We start from the raw sequence: 18,239 nt of genomic DNA, 5'->3' as shown, positions 1-18,239 counted from the left end.
CTGCACGAGAAAGGGACGTGCGAACGAATCCATTAGTTCCGTTTCTGGTGATTGCGTGAAGTACGCCACGCCAAGATTGCGGAATCGCGCCAGGGACGGCCAAGCGTCACCTCTTGCCAGAAGTTGGACGGCGCGCCGATCCACGCACGTGGCCCGAATGGAGTACTGTTGCGAGCCCTGGGTCCGGTCTCCCGACAGGGCGCCCGGGACCGTGAAGGACCGCCGAGAGGGGGCTAGTTGCACAGGGTGACGAAAGTCGTCACCCAGCGTTGCGAACAGGTAACCGTGCCATAACGGCGATCCAGGGCCCGTGCCCGACACGCCGGGCAACTCGGCAAGGTTGTGGCAGGCTGCACCCGGGCAGGCCACACTCGACAGAGCGGAAGCAGCGACGCACGTGACGTCGGCAGGCACCACCCGGGAGGTCCCCATGCCCGAACTGCGTGTCGTGGCCGTCTCGAATGACGGCACACGGCTGGTGCTGAAGGCTGCGGACAGCACGGAGTACACGCTTCCGATCGACGAGCGGCTCCGGGCCGCCGTACGCGGCGACCGTCCCCGCCTCGGCCAGATCGAGATCGAGGTGGAGAGCCATCTCCGCCCCCGCGACATCCAGGCGCGTATACGAGCCGGTGCGACCGCGGAAGAGGTCGCCCAGATGGCCGGCATCCCCGTCGACCGCGTGCGGCGGTTCGAGGGTCCCGTGCTGGCCGAGCGCGCCTTCATGGCGGAACGGGCCCGCAAGACCCCCGTCCGCCGTCCCGGCGAGAACTCCGGGCCGCCCCTCGGCGAGGCCGTCCAGGAGCGGCTGCTGCTGCGCGGCGCCGACAAGGACACCGTCCAGTGGGACTCCTGGCGCCGCGACGACGGCACCTGGGAAGTGCTGCTGGTCTACATGGTCGCGGGAGAACCCCACTCGGCGAGCTGGACCTACGACCCGCCCAGGCGCCTCGTCCAGGCCGTCGACGCGGAGGCGCGCACGCTGATCGGTGAGTCCGACGACCTCGCCGCGCCCGAGCCCAGCTTCCCGTTCGTCCCGCGCATCGCGCGGCTGCCGCGCGACCGGCCGTTGGACCGCACTCTCGACCGGGAGCAGCGGGAGCGGCCGAGCCTGCCCGCGCCACCGCCGTCGGAGCCCGCCGAGGAGACCGCGGCCACGGCCTCGGCCGAACGCGAACGCGACTCGCTCACCAGCCTGCTGGAGGCGGTGCCGAGCTTCCGGGGCGACCTGGTGGTGCCCGAACGCGCGCCCGAACCGGCCGAGGAGCCCATCGAGGAGCCCGAGGTGGAGGAGCCGGCGGCCCCCGCCGCGTCGGCCGGTTCCGCCTACGCCGACGTGCTCATGCCGCGCTCGGTGGGCAGCCACCGCGACCGCCTCACCGGCTCCACCGACCGCCAGGCCGAGGCCGACGGGGTACGCCCGGGCCGTCGGGCGGCCGTGCCGAGTTGGGACGAGATCGTGTTCGGGACGCGGCGGAAGAAGCAGGAGTAGCAGGAGCAGTACGTCTTGTGCATGTGTGTCGGGGCGCGCCCGCGTGGGCGTGCCCCGACACACGTGGTGGGTCTACTGGGGTTCGGGACCGGTCGCGACCGGTCGCGACGGGTCCGCCGACCACTCCGACCACGAACCGACGTACAGCGCCGCCGGGATGCCCGCCACCGCCAGCGCCAGCACCTCATGGGCACCCGACACGCCCGAGCCGCAGTACACGCCGACCGCTTCGTCCTCCGTCGCGCCCAGCGCCTCGAAGCGCCCGCGGAGTTCCTCCGCGGGCAGGAAGCGGCCGTCCGCCGCCACGTTCTCCGCCGTAGGCGCGGACACGGCCCCCGGGATGTGGCCGCCGACCGGGTCGATCGGCTCGACCTCACCCCGGTACCGCTCCCCCGCGCGGGCGTCGAGCAGCACCCCGGACCGAGCCAGCGCGGCCGCCCCGTCGGCGTCCAACAACCCCGACCCACCCGGCTCGGGCGCGAAGTCGCCCTCCGCGGGGACGGCGACGTCCGTGGACAACGGCGCCTCCCAGGACGTCAACCCCCCGTCAAGGACCCGCACGTTCGGGTGACCCGTCCAGCGCAGCAGCCACCAGGCGCGGGCCGCCGCCCACCCCTGTCCGCCGTCGTACACGACGACCGGCCGGCCCGAGGACACGCCCGCCCGGCGCATCACCGCGCCGAACTCCGCCACGTCCGGCAGCGGATGCCGGCCGCCGGCGCCGGGCGTGGAGGCGAGTTCCTCGTCCAGGTCGACGAAGACCGCACCGGGAAGGTGCCCGGCGGCGTACTCGGCCCGGCCGTCGAAGGGTGGGGCCCCGCCCGCCGCCGCGGTGCTCAGCTGCCAGCGGACGTCGAGCAGGACCGGCGGGTCACCGCCCGCAAGTCCTTTCGCGAGTTCGGATGCGGAGATGATGGCGTTCATGGCCCCATCCTGGCGTACCGAGTGGCCGCCGCGCCGATGTCGGGCTACTCTGCCCGCCGGGCAGCACCGATCACGAGGCGTACGGGTTCGAGCACATGCTGTACCACCCGGACAGCATGACCGCCCCACGGGCAAGCCCGAAGGCCCGGCACCGGCGCGAAGGTCCGTCGGAACGGAATCCGTCGGAGCGCAAGCGGACGCACGGCCCGCGCAGGGCCGAGAAGAGAGTGACGATGACCGACGCACGGGGGTCGGCCGGCCGGAACGGCGAGACGAACGCCCGGCGCGCGCCCGGCACACCCTGCTGGGTGAGCCTGATGGTGCACGGGCCGGCCGCGACCCACGACTTCTACGGAGCGCTGTTCGGCTGGGAGTTCCGGCCCGGCCCCCAACAACTGGGCCCTTACGCACGGGCGCTGCTCGACGGACACGAGGTGGCCGGTGTCGGCCAACTGCCGTCGGACCGGCACCTCCCCCTCGCCTGGACGCCCTACTTCGCGTCGGACGACGTCAACCGGACGGCCGAAACGGTACGCCTGTGCGGTGGCACGATCGGCGTGGGCCCGCTGGACGCGGGCGAGGCCGGCCGCCTGGCCATCGGCTCCGACCCGTCGGGCGCCGTCTTCGGTGTCTGGCAGCCGGCGGCCCACCTCGGCACGGCCGTCACGGGAGTACCCGGCACACCGGCGTGGAACGAGCTGATGACCTACGACTCGGCGGGCGTCGCCAAGTTCTACGAGACCGTGTTCGGCTTCGAACTGGTCCCGGATGTCACCACCGACGACGTCGACTACATGACCCTGCTCCTGGACGGACGCCCCGTGGCCGGCATCCGCGGCGTCGGCGACGCCCTGCCGCGCGACCGGGGGCCGCACTGGGTGACGTACTTCCAGGTGGCCGACGCGGAGGAGTCCCTGGAGCGCGTCATCGGTCTGGGCGGACACGTCATCGAGCCGGCCGGGGACACCGAGCACGGCCGGGTGGCGATGGTGGCGGATCCGGAAGGGGCGCGGTTCGCGGTGCTGCAGGGCGGACGGCCCCGGGGCGCGGACGAGCGGGACGAGCGGATCTCGCGCCCGCGTCGGTGACGGACCAGGTGCGGCCGGGGCCGGAATAGCCCCGTTCCACCCGCTGTTGCCGCGAGCATGACGACAAACGCGACGCGGCCCGAAGTCCTTCGCTACACGGCGTTCTCCAGTGCCCCCGACGGCGGGAACCCCGCCGGTGTCGTCCTGGACGCGGCCGGCCTGGACGACGGCGACATGCTGGCCATCGCCGCCGAACTCGGGTACTCGGAAAGCGCGTTCCTGACCCCGCCCCCGGAGGGGCTCGGCGGCCGGGAGGGGCGGGCGTACGGGATCCGCTACTTCAGTCCCAAGGCCGAGGTGCCGTTCTGCGGGCACGCCACCGTCGCGTCCGCCGTGGCTCTGGCCGAGCGGATCGGGCCGGGGGATCTGCTGTTCGCGACGCGCGCCGGCACCGTGCCGGTGGAGGTGACCGAGGAGGGCGGGTCGGTCCGGGCCACACTCACCAGTGTCGAGCCGCACGTCGAGGACGTCGCCGACGCCGACCTCGCGGAGGCGCTCGCGGCGCTGGACTGGCCGGCCGCCGATCTCGATCCGACGTTCCCGCCCCGGATCGCGTTCGCCGGCGCGCGCCATCTCGTGCTCGCGGCGGCGACGCGAGCCCGCCTCGCGGACCTGGCGTACGACTTCGCACGCCTGGAGACCCTGATGCACCGCCTGGACCTGACCACGGTCCAGTTGGTGTGGCGTGAGTCGGCCACCGTCTTCCACGTCCGCGACCCGTTCCCGGTCGGTGGTGTCGTCGAGGACCCGGCGACCGGCGCCGCGGCCGCCGCGTTCGGAGCGTACGCCCGTGAACTCGGTCTCGTGCCCGACGACGCCGTCCTCACCCTGTACCAGGGCGAGGACCTGGGCCGGCCGGGCGAACTCACGGTGACGTTGCGCGCGGGCGATCGGCGGGTCAGGGTCGAGGGCGCGGGAGCCCGTGTCGGCTGAGGCCGAGCGTCACGCGGAGGACACCGGCAGCACGTCCTGTGACAGCGCCGCCGCGCGGGACGTCGCCGCCGTCATCCGGCGCCGGTGGTGGCGTCGGCACAGCACCTCGTAGCCGACCTCGTCGGCGGACTGCGCGACGTCGCCGACGACCACCTGGGCACCTTCGACGACCATGACCCCGCCGACCGTCCGGGCGTTGTGCGTGGCGCGGGCGCCGCACCAGCACAGGGCCTCGACCTGGAGCACCTCGACTCGGTCGGCGAGTTCGACCAGGCGCTGGGAGCCGGGGAACAGCTTGGAGCGGAAGTCGGTGGTGATGCCGAAGGCGTACACGTCGACGCGGAGGTCGTCGACCACGCGGGCGAGTTGGTCTACCTGCTCCGGAGCGAGGAACTGCGCCTCGTCCGCGATCACGTAGTCCGCGCGTCCGCCCCGGGAGAGGTGGTCGACGACGTACGCGTACAGGTCCTGGCCGTCCTCGACCTCGACCGCGTCGGTGACCAGGCCGAGGCGTGAGGAGAGCTTGCCCTCGCCGGCACGGTCGTCGCGGGTGAAGATCATGCCGACCAGGCCGCGCGCCGAGCGATTGTGCTCGATCTGGAGAGCCAGCGTCGACTTCCCGCAGTCCATCGTTCCGGAGAAGAAGACCAGCTCGGGCATGAGGGGTTGAGCACCTTTCGACAGCGAGATCGATATGGCGGAGGGGATCAGGAGCGTACTTCGAGCAGGGGGACGAGCTGCTCGGCAGGGGTCATCGACCCGTGGTTGCCGACCATCGACGACTCCTTCGGCTCCCGCTCCGAGGCGATGAGCAGGACGTCGTCCCGCGCGGCGGCGATCACGTCGCCGATGCGGTCGTACACCCGGTCGTCGATGCGGGGGCCGAACCAGCCCGCCTCGATCGCCTCGTCGCGCGAAGCCACCCAGAACTGTTCGCCGAGTACTTCGCGCCAGCAGGTCAGCACGTCGTTGTGCGCGCCCGGGACCGCGTACACGTGCCGGGCGCGGCCCTCGCCGCCGAGGAGGGCGACGCCCGCCTTCAGCTCCCAGTCCTCGTCGAAGTCGATGCGGTGATCCTCGTCGAAGGGCACGTCGATCATGCCGTGGTCGGCGGTGACGTACAGGGCGCTGCGCGGCGGCAGCTGCTCGGCGAGGCGCTGGACGAGCCGGTCGACGTGGGCGAGCTGGCCGCGCCAGGTGTCGGAGTCGACGCCGAAGCGGTGGCCGGCGCCGTCGACCTCGGCGTAGTACGTGTAGACGAGCGCGCGGTCGGCGCCGGCCAGCTGCTCGGCGGCGAGGTCCATGCGGTCCTCGCCGGACAGCCGGCCGTGGAACGTGCCGCCACTGAGCGCGACCTTGGTCAACGGGGTGTTCGCGAAGGTCGGGGAGGAGACCTGGGCGGCGTGCACACCCGCCCGGTGGGCGAGGTCGAAGACGGTGGGGTAGGGCTGCCAGGCGCCCGGCGTCGTCCACGGCTGCCAGCGAAGCTGGTTCATCAGCTCGCCGGTGTCCGGATTGCGCACCGTGTATCCGGGCAGGCCGTGGGCGCCCGGCGGCAGGCCGGTGCCGACGGAGGCGAGGGAGGTCGCGGTGGTCGCCGGGTAGCCGGCGGTGATCGGGCGGCCGGTGCCACCGCGCGAGCTGCCCAGGAGCGAGGTCATGAAGGGGGCGTCCGCGGGGTGGGCGCGCAGTTGCTCCCAGCCGAGGCCGTCGATCAGGAACACGCAGTTCCGGTCGGCGGGGGTCAGTTCGGTGATGCCCGCGGTCGCGCCGGGGACGCCGAGGCCCGCGGCCAGGGTGGGCAGCAGGTCGGCGAGGGAGCCCGTGCCGTACTCGGGTACAGGGGCGGAGTCGACGGGGAGCGGTTCGGGGTCGGTGTCCCAGGCGGCGGGCTGGACCATCAGCGGGAGTCCGCCGTCGCCTCGGAGAGGGCCTGCGCGAAGGCGAGCGCCTGGCGCACCGTCTCCGGACCGTCCCCGGCCTCGCTGACGCGCAGGCTCAGGTCGTCGGCGGTCGAGCTGCCGGTGTAGCCGTGGTCGGCCTCGCAGTTGGGGTCGCCGCAGGCGGCGGGCTCCAGGTCGAGGCGGGAGACGGCGCCCCAGCCGATGGTGAGCACGATCTCGCGGGGCAGCGTGCCCGGCTTGTACTGCTCCGGGTTGGCGACGACGCGGCTGACGACGATGGACGAGATCCGGCCGAGCTTGACGGACTCCGTGGAGGTCGTGGCGTACGGCGTCGGGGAGGTGTCGTCGGCGGCCTGCTCGTCGGTGTGGCTGACGATGAAGCGGTTGCCGGTGAGCACGAGCACGGTCACGTGCCGGCGCACCTCGTTCTGGTCGAACGTCGTCTCCTGGTGGACCAGGTACGACCGCACGGGCTCGCCGCCCACGGCGGCCTCCACCGCCTCGGCCACGAGGGCCGGGTAGTAGCCGCTGCGCTCGATCGCCGCTCGCAGCCCTTGGGTCGTCGTACTGGTCTTGGCCATGCCGTCCATCCTACGGGGGCCCACCGACTGCGCGGGACGCCTGTGCGGCACCCGTCCCGGCGGTACGCGGTCAGTAAGCGGGCAGTGTCCGCGGGCCCAGGTCGTCTCTGGCGGGAGGGGGAGCGAGGCGGACGGAGGCGCTGAGGACGCTCAGGCCGCGCGGGGCGACGACGACCGGTTCCAGGGTGACCGCGACGACCTCCGGATGGTCGTCGACCAGCCGGGAGACCCGCAGCAGCAGTTCCTCCAGTGCGGCGGAGTCGACCGGGGCCGAGCCGCGCCAGCCGAAGAGGAGGGGCGCCGTGCGGATCGAGCGGATGAGCGAGGTCGCCTCGCGGTCGGTGACCGGGATCAGCCGGTGCGCCATGTCGCCTAGCAGTTGGGTGGCCGCCCCGGCGAGCCCGAAGGAGAGCGCGGCGCCGGCCGCCGGGTCGATGACCGCACGTACGACGGTGTCGACACCGCGCGGCGCCATGCCCTGCACCACCGGGCGCAGCTCCGCGGGAGTCCCGAACAGCTCGGTCAATTCCGCGTAGGCCCGCCGAAGTTGGTCCTCGTCCGCCAGGTCGAGGCGTACGCCGCCCAGGTCGGCCCGGTGGCGCAGGTGCGGAGCGGTGGCCTTGAGGGCGACGGGGTAGCCGATGGTGCGCGCGGCGGCCACCGCGTCGTCGGGCGTCGGGGCGGGCAGGGCGCGGTGGACGTGGATGCCGTACTTGGCGAGCAGCTCGCAGGTCTCCGCGTCGCCGAGGGTGAGTCCCTGCCCGCGCGCGAGGTGCCCGGCGATCAGGCCGGCGGCGCCCTTCTCGTCGATGTCCTCGTACTCCGGCACCTTGCCGGGGTCGGCGGTGTCGCGTCGCCACTGGGCGTAGGAGACGGCCTGGGCGAGGGCTCGGACGGCGCGTTCGGCGGCGGGGTAGGCGGGGATGAGGCGGGTGCCGCGGTCGGTGGGCGGCGTGAGCGATGCGGCGGGTGTGCCCGGGGCGGCTGGTGGGGCAGGTGCGGTGGGGTAGGCGGGAGCGGCAGGGGTGGCGGGTCCGGTCGCGGGCGGCTGGGTAGGGGCGTCGGGTCGGGCGGCACCTGCCGTGGGAGGCGTCCGGGGCTCGGTGGCCGGTGTGGCGTGGGGGGCGGGGGCTGCCTGGGGCCCGGCGTGCTCCGGCCCGCCCGGGCTCGGCAGGGTCTCGGCGGGCGCGGCCGCCTGTGGTGCCGTACTCGCCGCCGCGGACAGGGCCTCCGCGAGGCCGCCCAGCTCCACGTGCACCACGAGGACCGGCTTCGTCGGCACCGCGGCGGCCGCCGACCGCAGGGCTTCCGCCAGCTCGGCATCACCGGCCGCCCCCGGCACCTCCCCCACCGTGGGGATTGCGGTCACCACCGCCGCGTCGCAGGTGTCGTCGGCCAGCGCGCGGGAGAGCGCCGCGTGGAAGTCGTCAGCCGAGGCGGCCGTTGTCAGGTCCAGCGGGGGGTGCGGCCGCAGCCCCTCGGAGAGACACGCGTCGTACGTCAGCAGTCCCAGGGACTCAGAGTTCCCCAGGATGGCCACCCTCGGCCCGGCGGGCAGTGGCTGGCGGGCGAGCAGCAGTCCTGCGTCGACCAGGTCGGTGATCGTGTCGACCCGGATCACGCCGGCCTGCCTCAGCAGCGCGGAGACCGTCGCGTGCGGGAGCCGCGTCGCCCGCACCGCGTGTCCCTGCGGCGCCACGCCCCCGTGCCGGGCGCCCTGCACCACGACCAGGGGCTTGACGGCCGCCGTACGCCGGGCGAGGCGGGTGAACTTGCGGGGGTTGCCGATGGACTCCAGGTACATCAGCGCGACGTCGGTCTCCGGGTCGTCGTACCAGTACTGGAGGACGTCGTTGCCGGAGACGTCGGCGCGGTTGCCGGACGAGACGAAGGTCGAGACGCCGGTGACGCCGGTGACTCCGCCGCCGCGCCGGTGCAGCCGGGAGAGCAGGGCGATGCCGATGGCGCCGGACTGGGCGAACAGGCCGATCCGGCCGGTGCGGGGCATCTCGGAGGCGAGGGAGGCGTTCAGCCGCACGTCCGCGGAGGTGTTGATGATCCCGAAGGCGTTGGGTCCGATGATCCGCATGCCGTAGGTGCGCGCCTGCCGCACGAGGGCGCGCTGGCGTTCGCGTCCCTCGGTGCCGCTGTCGGCGTATCCGGCGGAGATCACCACCAGGCCCTGCACCCCGTGCTCGCCGCACTCGGTGACGACGTCGGGGACGCGGTCGGCCGGGACGGTGACGACGGCGAGGTCGACCGGTCCGTCGATGTCGCGCACCGAGCGGCACGCGGGCACCCCGTCGATCTCCTTCCGGTTTTCGGGGAAGGCGTTGTTCACGGCGTACAGCCGGCCGGTGTAGCCCGCGTCCCGGATGTTGCCGAGGATGCTGCGGCCGACCCCGCCCGGCGTGCGGCCGGTTCCGACCACCACGACCGAGCCGGGCTGCAGCAGCCGCTGCACGGAACGCGCCTCCGCGCGGTGCTCGCGCGCGTACTGCACGGCGAGCGAGCGGTCGGTCGGTTCGAGCCCGAACTCCAGGCGGACCACACCGTCCTCGAAGCTGCGCTTCTGGGTGTACCCGGCGTCCATGAACACTTTGATCATTTTGGTGTTGGCGGGCAGCACCTCGGCGGCGAAGCGGCGGATGCCGCGCTCTCGGGCGACGGCGGCGATGTGCTCCAGCAGCGCCGAGGCCACCCCGCGCCCCTGGTGGGCGTCCTGCACGAGGAAGGCGACCTCGGCCTCGTCGGCGGGTGCGCCGGCGGGCGTTCCACCGGGGCCGATCCGGTCGTAGCGTACGGTGGCGATGAACTCGCCGCCGACGGTGGCAGCGAGTCCCACCCGGTCCACAAAGTCGTGGTGCGTGAAGCGGTGGACGTCCTTGGCGGACAGGCGAGGGTACGGCGCGAAGAAGCGGTAGTACTTCGACTCGTCGGAGACCTGCTCGTAGAAGCTGACCAGGCGCTCGGCGTCATCAACGGTGATGGGGCGGACGCGCGCGGTGCCGCCGTCGCGCAGCACCACGTCGGCCTCCCAGTGGGCGGGATACTCGTGCCGGTCCGAGGTCTGCATGGGCCCCAGAGTACGGCTCGCGTACGGCAACGGCGCGAGGCAGTCTGTGGGGGACGGAAGGTCGGGCCGAGGCCGCGGTCCGACGACCAGCGGGACGGCGCACGGTGCCGTCCCGGCATGCTTCACGATGTGGGAAACTGGTCTAGACAAGACTGGTCTAGACAACATGAAACCTTGAACACCTGAAGGGCAGCATCACATGGCTGAGCGCCGCGTCAACGTCGGCTGGGCCGAGGGCCTCCACGCCCGCCCCGCCTCCATCTTCGTCCGAGCCGCCACGGCCACAGGCGTCCCGGTGACGATCGCCAAGGCCGACGGCTCCCCCGTCAACGCGGCCTCCATGCTGGCCGTCCTCGGCCTCGGCGCCCAGGGCGGCGAGGAGATCGTCCTCGCTTCCGACGCCGAGGGCGCGGACGCCGCCCTCGACCGGCTGGCGAAGCTGGTCTCCGAGGGGCTCGAGGAGCTTCCCGAAACCGTCTGACCGTCTGACCGACGGAACCGGCCACACCGAAGGGCCCGCCCGGAACACCCGGGCGGGCTTTTCCTTTTCCGTATCCGCGAACCCGCGATCCGTTTTCGGAAGGAGTTTCGGCGACAGCGGAAAACACCCTCGAATCAGACTCTTGTATACGTCCTCCGCGTTAAGGAAGCAGACTCGGCGTGTTTACGGCACGTTGCGAATTCCTCACCCCACCGTCCGTTCGGCCCCGGAGGCGAACCGGAGCCGGTGCACCGCGGCGGACCGCTCGGTGTGCAGCGCCGTGAGGGCCCGCGCCCGCTCACCGTCACCCCGGGCCACCGCGTCGGTGATCGCGCCGTGCTCCACCCAGCACTCCGCCGGATCGGCCGGCGCGGCCACGACGTACAGCCAGGCGATCTTGTGCCGCAGTTGGGTCAGCAGCGCCGTCAAAGAAGGGCTGCCGGCGGCCTGGGCGAGGGTCTCGTGGAACCACCCGTCCAGTGCGCGCAGGTCGTCGATGCGCCCCTGCCTGGCGCGGTCCTGCCCCAGCCTTACCAGCCCGCGCAGCACCTTGAGGTGGGCTTCGGTGCGGCGCCGGGCGGCCCGTGCGGCGCCGAGGGGTTCCAGAAGCGTACGGGTCTCCAGCAGGTCGGCGGCCTCCTCTTCGGTGGGTTCCGCGACGCACGCGCCCGCGTGCCGCCGGGTCACCACGAAGCCCTCGGCCTCCAGCGTACGCAGGGCCTCGCGGACGGGGACGCGGGAGACCCCGTAGCGGCGGGCGAGGATTTCCTCGGTGAGGCGGCCGCCGCGGCCGTGGACGCCGGCGACGATGTCGTCCCGGATCGCCGTGCACAGCGAGTTCGCCGGAATGCGCATGCCCGACCTCCGCCATAATCCCCGTGAAACGTCGATGATTGACGCCTGTTCAGTGACTCTAGGCCAGTCAAGCCGATTTCGCGGCGGCGGGTCGGATTCCATGGACGCTTTTTGGACAGCGGCCGTGGGCCCGGACCGCACGCGGCAATCCGGACCGCACGTGGAAATACGAAAGCCCCGGCTCGAGGAGCCGGGGCTTTCGATGCCTTGCCGTCGTCAGACGTTCGGATGCCCGGTCGTCATCGCGCGTTCCGAGGCCCGGTCGCCGTCAGACGTTCACGCCGTGGGAGCGGAGGTAGGCCACGGGGTCGATGTCCGAGCCGTACTCGGGGCTCGTACGGGCCTCGAAGTGCAGGTGCGGTCCGGTGACGTTGCCGGTGGCACCGGAGAGGCCGATCTGCTGGCCGGCGGAGACGGACTGGCCCACCGAGACCCCGATGGACGACAGGTGGCCGTACTGCGTGTAGGTGCCGTCGTGCATCTTGATCACGACCTGGTTGCCGTACGCCCCGCCCCAGCCGGCCTCGACGACGGTGCCGACGCCGACCGCGTGCACGGACGTACCGCTGGAGGCGTGGAAGTCGATGCCGGTGTGGCTGCCGGAGGACCACAGGGAGCTGCCGGCCCGGTAGGCGGTGGAGACGTATGAGGCGGTGATCGGGGTCACGAAGGTGTTGAGGCGCTTGCGCTCCGCCTCGCGTGCGGCGCGCTCCTTGGCCTCGCGCGCCTCCTCGGCCGCCTCGGCGGCCCGCTCGCGCGCGGCCTCCTGGGCCGCCTCACGGGCAGCGGCGTCCAGGGCTGCCTGCTTCTGGGCGGCGGCCTGGGCGTCGATCTCGTCGGCCACGGAATCGCCGATGCTGACGACCGGCGTGATCCCGGTCTGCTCCGCCTCGGGCTCGGCGGCGAGCGCCGGTGCCGCGAGGGTGCCGACGACGCCGGTGGTGGCGAGGGCCGCGACGCCCGCCGCGCGGGCGGTGGTGCGGTGCATCCGGCTGGGACGGCGGTGCTTCCCGGTGGCGCGCGTGAACGCCATGTAGAGGCTGGTCCTTTCCTTCCCTCTCGCCTACCGGGTTAGCTGACGGGTTCGGAGCAGGAAGGTCTCCTACGGACCCCCTCGCTGCACGCGCGGGCGTCCGATTCACCCCAGGGACTGCAATGGGTCCCCGGCTCCCCTGGCTCGCGCCGTACGGGGACTCGGCGATGACTGTCCGGTGCCGCGGGTGCGGCGTACTGCCTGACGAACAGCCCGGAAGACGCTAAACGCGGCTGTCTCCAATCCTCAAACCCGACAAGGCTTTTGTAGCGCATGCCACAGGACAGACAGGCAGCCTCCACTTCAAATCGGACAAACGGTGGCCCTGGTGACACTCGGGTCACCAGGGCCACCACGCGCGGGTGCCGCTACTCGGCCGCCACCACGGTGACTTCACCGATGCCGAGGGCCTCGACAGGTGCCTTGATCTGCGCTGCGTCACCGACGAGGACCGTCACCAGACGGTCCACCGGGAAGGCGTTCACGACCGCCGCCGTGGCCTCCACGGTGCCCGTGGCGGCGAGTTGGCGGTAGAGCGTGGCCTGGTAGTCGTCGGGCAGGTGCTGCTCGACCTGGTCGGCGAGCGTGCTCGCCACGGCCGCCGCCGTCTCGTACTTCAGCGGTGCCACACCCACCAGGTTCTGCACGGCGACGTCGCGCTCGGCGTCGGTGAGTCCGCCCTCCGCGAGCGTGCGCAGCACCGTCCACAGGTCCTGCAAGGCCGGGCCGGTGTTGGGGGTGTCGACGGAACCGCTGATGGCGAGCATCGCGGCGCCCGTGCCGTCGGGAGCGGAGCGCAGGACCTGCCCGAACGCCCGGACTCCGTAGGTGTAGCCCTTCTCCTCGCGCAGGACGCGGTCCAGGCGGGAGGTGAGGGTACCGCCGAGGCAGTAGGTGCCGAGGACCTGAGCGGGCCAGACCCGGTCGTGCCGGTCGGAGCCGGTGCGGCCGATCAGCAGCTGCGTCTGGACGGCTCCGGGGCGGTCCACGATGACGACGCGGCCCCGGTCGTCGGCGGTCACCGGGGGCACCGGGCGAGGCTCGGCGGCGGAGCCGGTCCACGCGCCCAGGGTGTCGCCGAGCAGCGCGTCGAGGTCGACGCCGGTGAGGTCGCCGACGACCACGGCGGTGGCCGTGGCGGGGCGGACGTGCTTCTCGTAGAAGGTCCGTACGGCGGCGGAGTCGATGTCCGCCACCGTCTCCTCGGTGCCCTGGCGCGGGCGCGACATGCGCGTGCCGGCCGGGAACAGCTCCTTGGACAGCTCCTTTGCCGCGCGGCGGGCCGGGTTGGCCAGCTCGTGCGGGATCTCGTCGAGCCGGTTGCGGACCAGGCGTTCGACCTCGCCGTCCGCGAAGGCGGGCGCCCTGAGGGCGTCGGCGAGCAGGCCGAGGGCCTTGGCCAGGCGCGAGGCGGGCACCTCCAGGCTCAGCCGGACACCGGGGTGGTCGGCGAGCGCGTCGAGGGTGGCGCCGCAGCGCTCCAGTTCGGCGGCGAACTCCTCGGCGGAGTGCTTGTCGGTGCCCTCGGAGAAGGCGCGCGCCATGATGGTGGCGACGCCGTCGAGTCCGGCCGGCTCGGCGTCCAGGGGCGCGTCCAGAAGCACCTCGACGGCGACGACCTGCTGACCGGGGCGGTGGCAGCGCAGCACGGTGAGGCCGTTGTCGAGGCTGCTGCGCTCGGGGGCGGGGAACGCCCACGGCTTGGGCTCGCCGGCCTGCGGCTGGGGGTGGAAGTCCATGGTGGCGAACTCGGTCACTTGGCCGCCTCCTCGTTCTCGTCGGTGGCGTCGTTCTCGTCAGCGGGGGCCGTGGGCTCGTAGACGAGCACCGCGCGGTTGTCGGGGCGCAGGCGGGTCTTGGCGACCTCCTGGACCTCCTCGGCGGTCACTTCCAGCACCCGCTGCACGGCGGTGAGGGCCAGTTGCGGGTCGCCGAACAGGACGGCGTACCGGCACAGTTCGTCGGCGCGGCCCGCGACCGTGCCCAGGCGGTCCAGCCACTCGCGCTCCAGCTGGGCCTGGGCGCGCTCCATCTCCTCGGCCGTGGGGCCCTCCTCGGCGAACCGGGCGAGCTCCTCGTCGATGGCGGTCTCGATGGCCGGCACCTCGACGTCACCGGACGTCTTCACGTCCAGCCACCCCAGTGAGGGCGCCCCGGCGAGCCGCAGCAGCCCGAACCCGGCGGCGACGGCCGTGCGGTCGCGCCGTACCAGCCGGTTGTACAGGCGGGAGGACTCGCCGCCGCCGAGGACGGTGAGGGCCAGGTCGGCCGCGTCGCACGCGCGCGTGCCGTCCTCCGGCAGGCGGTAGGCCGCCATCAGGGCGCGGGCCGGGACCTCCTCCTCGACGACCTCACGCAGCTGCTCGCCCATGATGTCCGGCAGCGAACCGTCCCGCGGGGGCTGCTTGCCGTCGTGCGAGGGGATGGAGCCGAAGTACCTCTCGATCCAGGCGAGCGTCTGCTCGGGGTCGATGTCGCCGACGACCGACAGCACCGCGTTGTTCGGCGCGTAGTAGGTTCGGAAGAACGCCCGCGCGTCCTCCAGGGTCGCGGCGTCCAGGTCGGCCATCGAACCGATCGGTGTGTGGTGGTAGGGGTGGCCCTCCGGGTAGGCGAGGGCGGTGAGCTTCTCGAACGCGGTGCCGTAGGGCACGTTGTCGTAGCGCTGGCGGCGCTCGTTCTTGACGACGTCCCGCTGGTTCTCCATGGACTCGTCGTCCAGTGCGGACAGCAGGGAGCCCATGCGGTCGGCCTCCAGCCAGAGGGCGAGCTCCAGCTGGTGGGCGGGCATGGTCTCGAAGTAGTTGGTGCGCTCGAAGCTGGTGGTCCCGTTGAGCGAGCCGCCGGCGCCCTGCACCAGTTCGAAGTGGCCGTTGCCCTTGACCTGGGCGGAGCCCTGGAACATGAGGTGCTCGAAAAGGTGAGCCAGGCCGGTACGCCCCTTGACTTCGTGGCGCGAACCCACGTCGTACCAGAGGCAGACCGCCGCGACCGGGGTCAGGTGGTCCTCGGAGAGCACCACGCGCAGGCCGTTGGCCAGGCGGTGCTCGGTCGCTGTCAGGCCGCCGGAGTCTGCCTGGGCTGTGGCCGTGTGACCCATGGGCATGTACGTCCCTTCGATCGCGGAATGCTGAGTGTTCAGCCGGGTGGAATCGTCGGGCGGAACTGCGGAATTCCGCCGGTCCTGCCACTGTATGCAAGCGTGCGGGACACCGGTGGAGTTCCCGGACCCCGTACGCCGAGAGCGAGAACGGGTTGGCGGCCCGGGAACGAGAGCGTGGGACGAGGGCGTACCCTGCGGGCAGCGCCGGGCCGGGCAGCCCGTGACGGGTCCTGGTCGGTCGCTGTCAGTGCCGCGGTCCAGAATGGACCGCGTCAGATCACCGTTCACGCTTCAGCAAGGAGCCGGCAGCGATGGCCCGCCGTAGTACGAAGACCCCGCCGCCCGACGACCCGTACGAGGAGAAGATCCTCGACGTCGACGTCGTCGACGAGATGCAGGGCTCCTTCCTCGAGTACGCGTACTCGGTCATCTACTCCCGTGCACTGCCGGACGCCCGCGACGGCCTCAAGCCGGTGCACCGCCGCATCGTCTACCAGATGAACGAGATGGGCCTGCGGCCCGAGCGCGGCTACGTGAAGTGCGCCCGCGTCGTCGGCGAGGTCATGGGCAAGCTGCACCCGCACGGCGACGCGTCGATCTACGACGCCCTGGTGCGCATGGCCCAGTCCTTCTCGATGCGCGTGCCCCTGGTGGACGGCCACGGCAACTTCGGCTCGCTGGGCAACGACGACCCGCCGGCCGCCATGCGGTACACCGAGTGCCGGATGGCCGAGGCCGCCGGCCTGATGACGGAGTCCATCGACGAGGACACCGTCGACTTCGGCCCGAACTACGACGGCCAGGAGCGGGAGCCGGTGGCGCTGCCCGCCGCCTTCCCCAACCTGTTGGTCAACGGCGCCTCCGGCATCGCGGTCGGCATGGCCACGAACATGCCGCCGCACAACCTGCGCGAGGTCATCGCGGCCGCCCGGCACCTGATCCGGCATCCGAACGCCGACCTCGACGCGCTGATGAAGCACGTTCCCGGCCCCGACCTGCCCACCGGTGGCCGGATCGTCGGCCTGCCCGGCATCCGGGACGCCTACGAGACGGGCCGTGGCACGTTCAAGATCCGTGCGACGGTGTCCGTGGAGACCGTGACGGCCCGCCGCAAGGGCCTCGTCGTCACCGAGCTGCCCTTCGCGGTCGGCCCCGAGAAGGTCATCGCGAAGATCAAGGACCTGGTCGGTTCGAAGAAGCTCCAGGGCATCGCGGACGTCAAGGACCTCACCGACCGCGAGCACGGTCTGCGCCTGGTCATCGAGATCAAGAACGGCTTCGTGCCCGAAGCGGTCCTGGAACAGCTGTACAAGCTGACGCCGATGGAGGAGTCCTTCGGCATCAACAACGTCGCCCTGGTGGACGGTCAGCCCCTCACCCTGGGTCTCAAGGAGCTGCTGGAGGTCTACCTCGACCACCGCTTCAATGTCGTGCGCCGCCGCAGCGAATTCCGCCGCGGCAAGCGCCGGGACCGCCTGCACCTGGTCGAGGGCCTGCTCACCGCGCTGGTGGACATCGACGAGGTCATCCGTCTCATCCGCTCCAGCGAGAACTCCGCGCAGGCCAAGCAGCGCCTGATGGAGCGCTTCTCGCTGAGCGAGGTCCAGACCCAGTACATCCTGGACACCCCGCTGCGCCGGCTCACCAAGTACGACCGCATCGAGCTGGATGCCGAGAAGGAGCGCCTCAACGCGGAGATCGAGGAGCTGACCCGGATCCTCGACTCGGACGCGGAGCTGCGCAAGCTGGTCTCGGCCGAACTGGCCGCGATCGCCAAGAAGTTCGGCACCGACCGCCGTACGGTCCTGCTGGAGTCGTCCGGAGCCCCGGTGGCCGCCGTTCCGCTCCAGGTGGCGGACGACCCCTGCCGGGTCCTGCTGTCCTCCACCGGCCTGCTCGCACGCACCGTGAACGACGAGCCCCTGGTCACGGACGCCAAGGCCAAGCGGGTCAAGCACGACCTGATCGTCTCGGCGGTGCCGGCAACGGCCCGTGGCGAGGTGGGTGTGGTGACCTCCGGCGGGCGGCTGCTGCGGGTGAACGTGGTGGACCTGCCCCAGCTCCCCGAGTCCATGCCGACGCCGAACCTCTCGGGCGGCGCGCCGCTGGCGGAGTTCGTGTCCCTGGAGGACGACGAGACGGTCATCTGTCTGACCACGCTGGACGAGTCCTCGCCGGGACTGGCGCTCGGCACGGAGCAGGGCGTGGTCAAGCGGGTGGTGCCCGACTACCCGTCCAACAAGGACGAGCTGGAGGTCATCACCCTCAAGGAGGGCGACCGGATCGTCGGCGGCGCCGAGCTGCGCACCGGCGAGGAGGACCTGGTCTTCGTCACCGACGACGCGCAACTGCTGCGCTACCAGGCTTCTCAGGTCCGTCCGCAGGGCCGGCCAGCGGGCGGCGTGGCGGGCATCAAGCTCGCCGAGGGGGTCAAGGTCATCTCCTTCACCGCGGTGGACCCGGCCGCGGACGCGGTGGTCCTCACGGTGGCCGGTTCGCGCGGCACGCTGGACGACTCCGTCCAGACCACGGCCAAGCTCACCCCCTTCGACCAGTACCCGCGCAAGGGCCGCGCCACGGGCGGCGTGCGCTGCCAGCGGTTCCTGAAGGGCGAGGACTGCCTGGCCTTCGCCTGGGCCGGCGCCACCCCGGCGCTCGCCGCACAGAAGAACGGCTCACCGGCCCAGCTCCCGGAGATCGACCCGCGCCGCGACGGCTCGGGCGTGTCGCTGCCGAAGACGGTGTCGGTGGTGGCGGGACCGGCCTGAC

General features: G+C 72.3%; 13 protein-coding genes, 1 pseudogene and 1 riboswitch. Of the genes and pseudogenes, 5 read left to right on the top strand and 9 right to left on the bottom strand.

Annotated features, from left to right (window positions below; all coding sequences use genetic code 11):
• The first annotated feature begins 430 nt into the window (after nt 1-430).
• Nucleotides 431-1,492, top strand: a complete 1,062-nt coding sequence (gene sepH, locus IE142_RS24630; RefSeq protein WP_191887786.1) for a septation protein SepH — start codon at nt 431-433, stop codon at nt 1,490-1,492.
• 72 nt (nt 1,493-1,564) lie between these two features.
• Here the strand turns inward: sepH and IE142_RS24625 are convergent, their stop codons facing one another.
• The gene (locus IE142_RS24625) at nt 1,565-2,416 is read right to left on the bottom strand and encodes a sulfurtransferase (protein WP_191887785.1); all 852 of its coding nucleotides are present in this window, start codon (nt 2,414-2,416) and stop codon (nt 1,565-1,567) included.
• Between the two features lie 233 nt (nt 2,417-2,649).
• Here IE142_RS24625 and IE142_RS24620 point away from each other — a divergent pair, with 233 nt between their 5' ends.
• Together IE142_RS24620 and IE142_RS24615 are read left to right on the top strand one after the other, a co-directional pair.
• Nucleotides 2,650-3,504 (top strand): VOC family protein, encoded by an 855-nt coding sequence (locus IE142_RS24620; protein WP_191887784.1) that lies wholly within the window; start codon nt 2,650-2,652, stop codon nt 3,502-3,504.
• 57 nt (nt 3,505-3,561) lie between these two features.
• Nucleotides 3,562-4,437 carry a PhzF family phenazine biosynthesis protein gene (locus tag IE142_RS24615; protein ID WP_191887783.1) on the top strand — a complete coding sequence of 292 codons (876 nt, stop codon included), beginning with the start codon at nt 3,562-3,564 and terminating at the stop codon, nt 4,435-4,437.
• Nucleotides 4,438-4,446: 9 nt separating this feature from the next.
• On the opposite strand, the gene IE142_RS24610 is transcribed toward IE142_RS24615, so the two are convergent.
• The 4 genes from IE142_RS24610 to IE142_RS24595 all read right to left on the bottom strand — a co-directional run bounded on the left by IE142_RS24610 (nt 4,447) and on the right by IE142_RS24595 (nt 9,998).
• On the bottom strand, nt 4,447-5,097 hold the full coding sequence (locus tag IE142_RS24610; RefSeq protein ID WP_191887782.1) for a thymidine kinase: 651 nt from the start codon (nt 5,095-5,097) through the stop codon (nt 4,447-4,449).
• Nucleotides 5,098-5,144: 47 nt separating this feature from the next.
• Complete coding sequence (locus tag IE142_RS24605) at nt 5,145-6,338, bottom strand: alkaline phosphatase family protein (RefSeq protein WP_191887781.1); 1,194 nt, start codon at nt 6,336-6,338, stop codon at nt 5,145-5,147.
• A complete protein-coding gene (locus IE142_RS24600) occupies nt 6,338-6,931 on the bottom strand; it encodes a DUF5998 family protein (RefSeq protein ID WP_191887866.1) in 594 nt (197 codons plus the stop codon). The genes IE142_RS24605 and IE142_RS24600 overlap by 1 nt, the downstream gene beginning before the upstream one ends.
• A gap of 61 nt (nt 6,932-6,992) precedes the next feature.
• A complete protein-coding gene (locus tag IE142_RS24595) occupies nt 6,993-9,998 on the bottom strand; it encodes a bifunctional acetate--CoA ligase family protein/GNAT family N-acetyltransferase (RefSeq protein WP_191887780.1) in 3,006 nt (1,001 codons plus the stop codon).
• A 199-nt stretch (nt 9,999-10,197) separates the two neighbouring features.
• On the opposite strand from IE142_RS24595, the gene IE142_RS24590 reads away from it, so the two are divergent.
• Nucleotides 10,198-10,479, top strand: coding sequence for an HPr family phosphocarrier protein (locus tag IE142_RS24590; RefSeq protein WP_019325837.1), 282 nt, complete (start codon nt 10,198-10,200; stop codon nt 10,477-10,479).
• Nucleotides 10,480-10,639: 160 nt separating this feature from the next.
• Here IE142_RS24590 and IE142_RS24585 read toward each other — a convergent pair.
• The 4 genes and pseudogenes from IE142_RS24585 to IE142_RS24570 form a co-directional block, all read right to left on the bottom strand.
• Nucleotides 10,640-11,334, bottom strand: a pseudogene (locus tag IE142_RS24585) (GntR family transcriptional regulator).
• Between the two features lie 268 nt (nt 11,335-11,602).
• A complete protein-coding gene (locus IE142_RS24580; RefSeq protein WP_191887778.1) occupies nt 11,603-12,367 on the bottom strand; it encodes a M23 family metallopeptidase in 765 nt (254 codons plus the stop codon).
• 12 nt (nt 12,368-12,379) lie between these two features.
• A riboswitch (cyclic di-AMP (ydaO/yuaA leader) is annotated at nt 12,380-12,544 on the bottom strand.
• Nucleotides 12,545-12,735: 191 nt separating this feature from the next.
• A complete protein-coding gene (locus IE142_RS24575; protein WP_191887777.1) occupies nt 12,736-14,124 on the bottom strand; it encodes a M16 family metallopeptidase in 1,389 nt (462 codons plus the stop codon).
• Nucleotides 14,121-15,473 carry a M16 family metallopeptidase gene (locus tag IE142_RS24570; protein WP_191887776.1) on the bottom strand — a complete coding sequence of 451 codons (1,353 nt, stop codon included), beginning with the start codon at nt 15,471-15,473 and terminating at the stop codon, nt 14,121-14,123. The genes IE142_RS24575 and IE142_RS24570 overlap by 4 nt, the downstream gene beginning before the upstream one ends.
• Before the next feature lie 308 nt (nt 15,474-15,781).
• Here IE142_RS24570 and IE142_RS24565 point away from each other — a divergent pair, with 308 nt between their 5' ends.
• Nucleotides 15,782-18,238 carry a DNA gyrase/topoisomerase IV subunit A gene (locus tag IE142_RS24565; protein ID WP_191887775.1) on the top strand — a complete coding sequence of 819 codons (2,457 nt, stop codon included), beginning with the start codon at nt 15,782-15,784 and terminating at the stop codon, nt 18,236-18,238.
• The last annotated feature ends 1 nt before the right edge of the window (nt 18,239 follow it).

This window comes from Streptomyces mutabilis (genome assembly GCF_014649815.1).
Lineage (GTDB): Bacteria > Actinomycetota > Actinomycetes > Streptomycetales > Streptomycetaceae > Streptomyces > Streptomyces mutabilis.
This window is presented reverse-complemented; position numbering and strand designations above follow the sequence as displayed.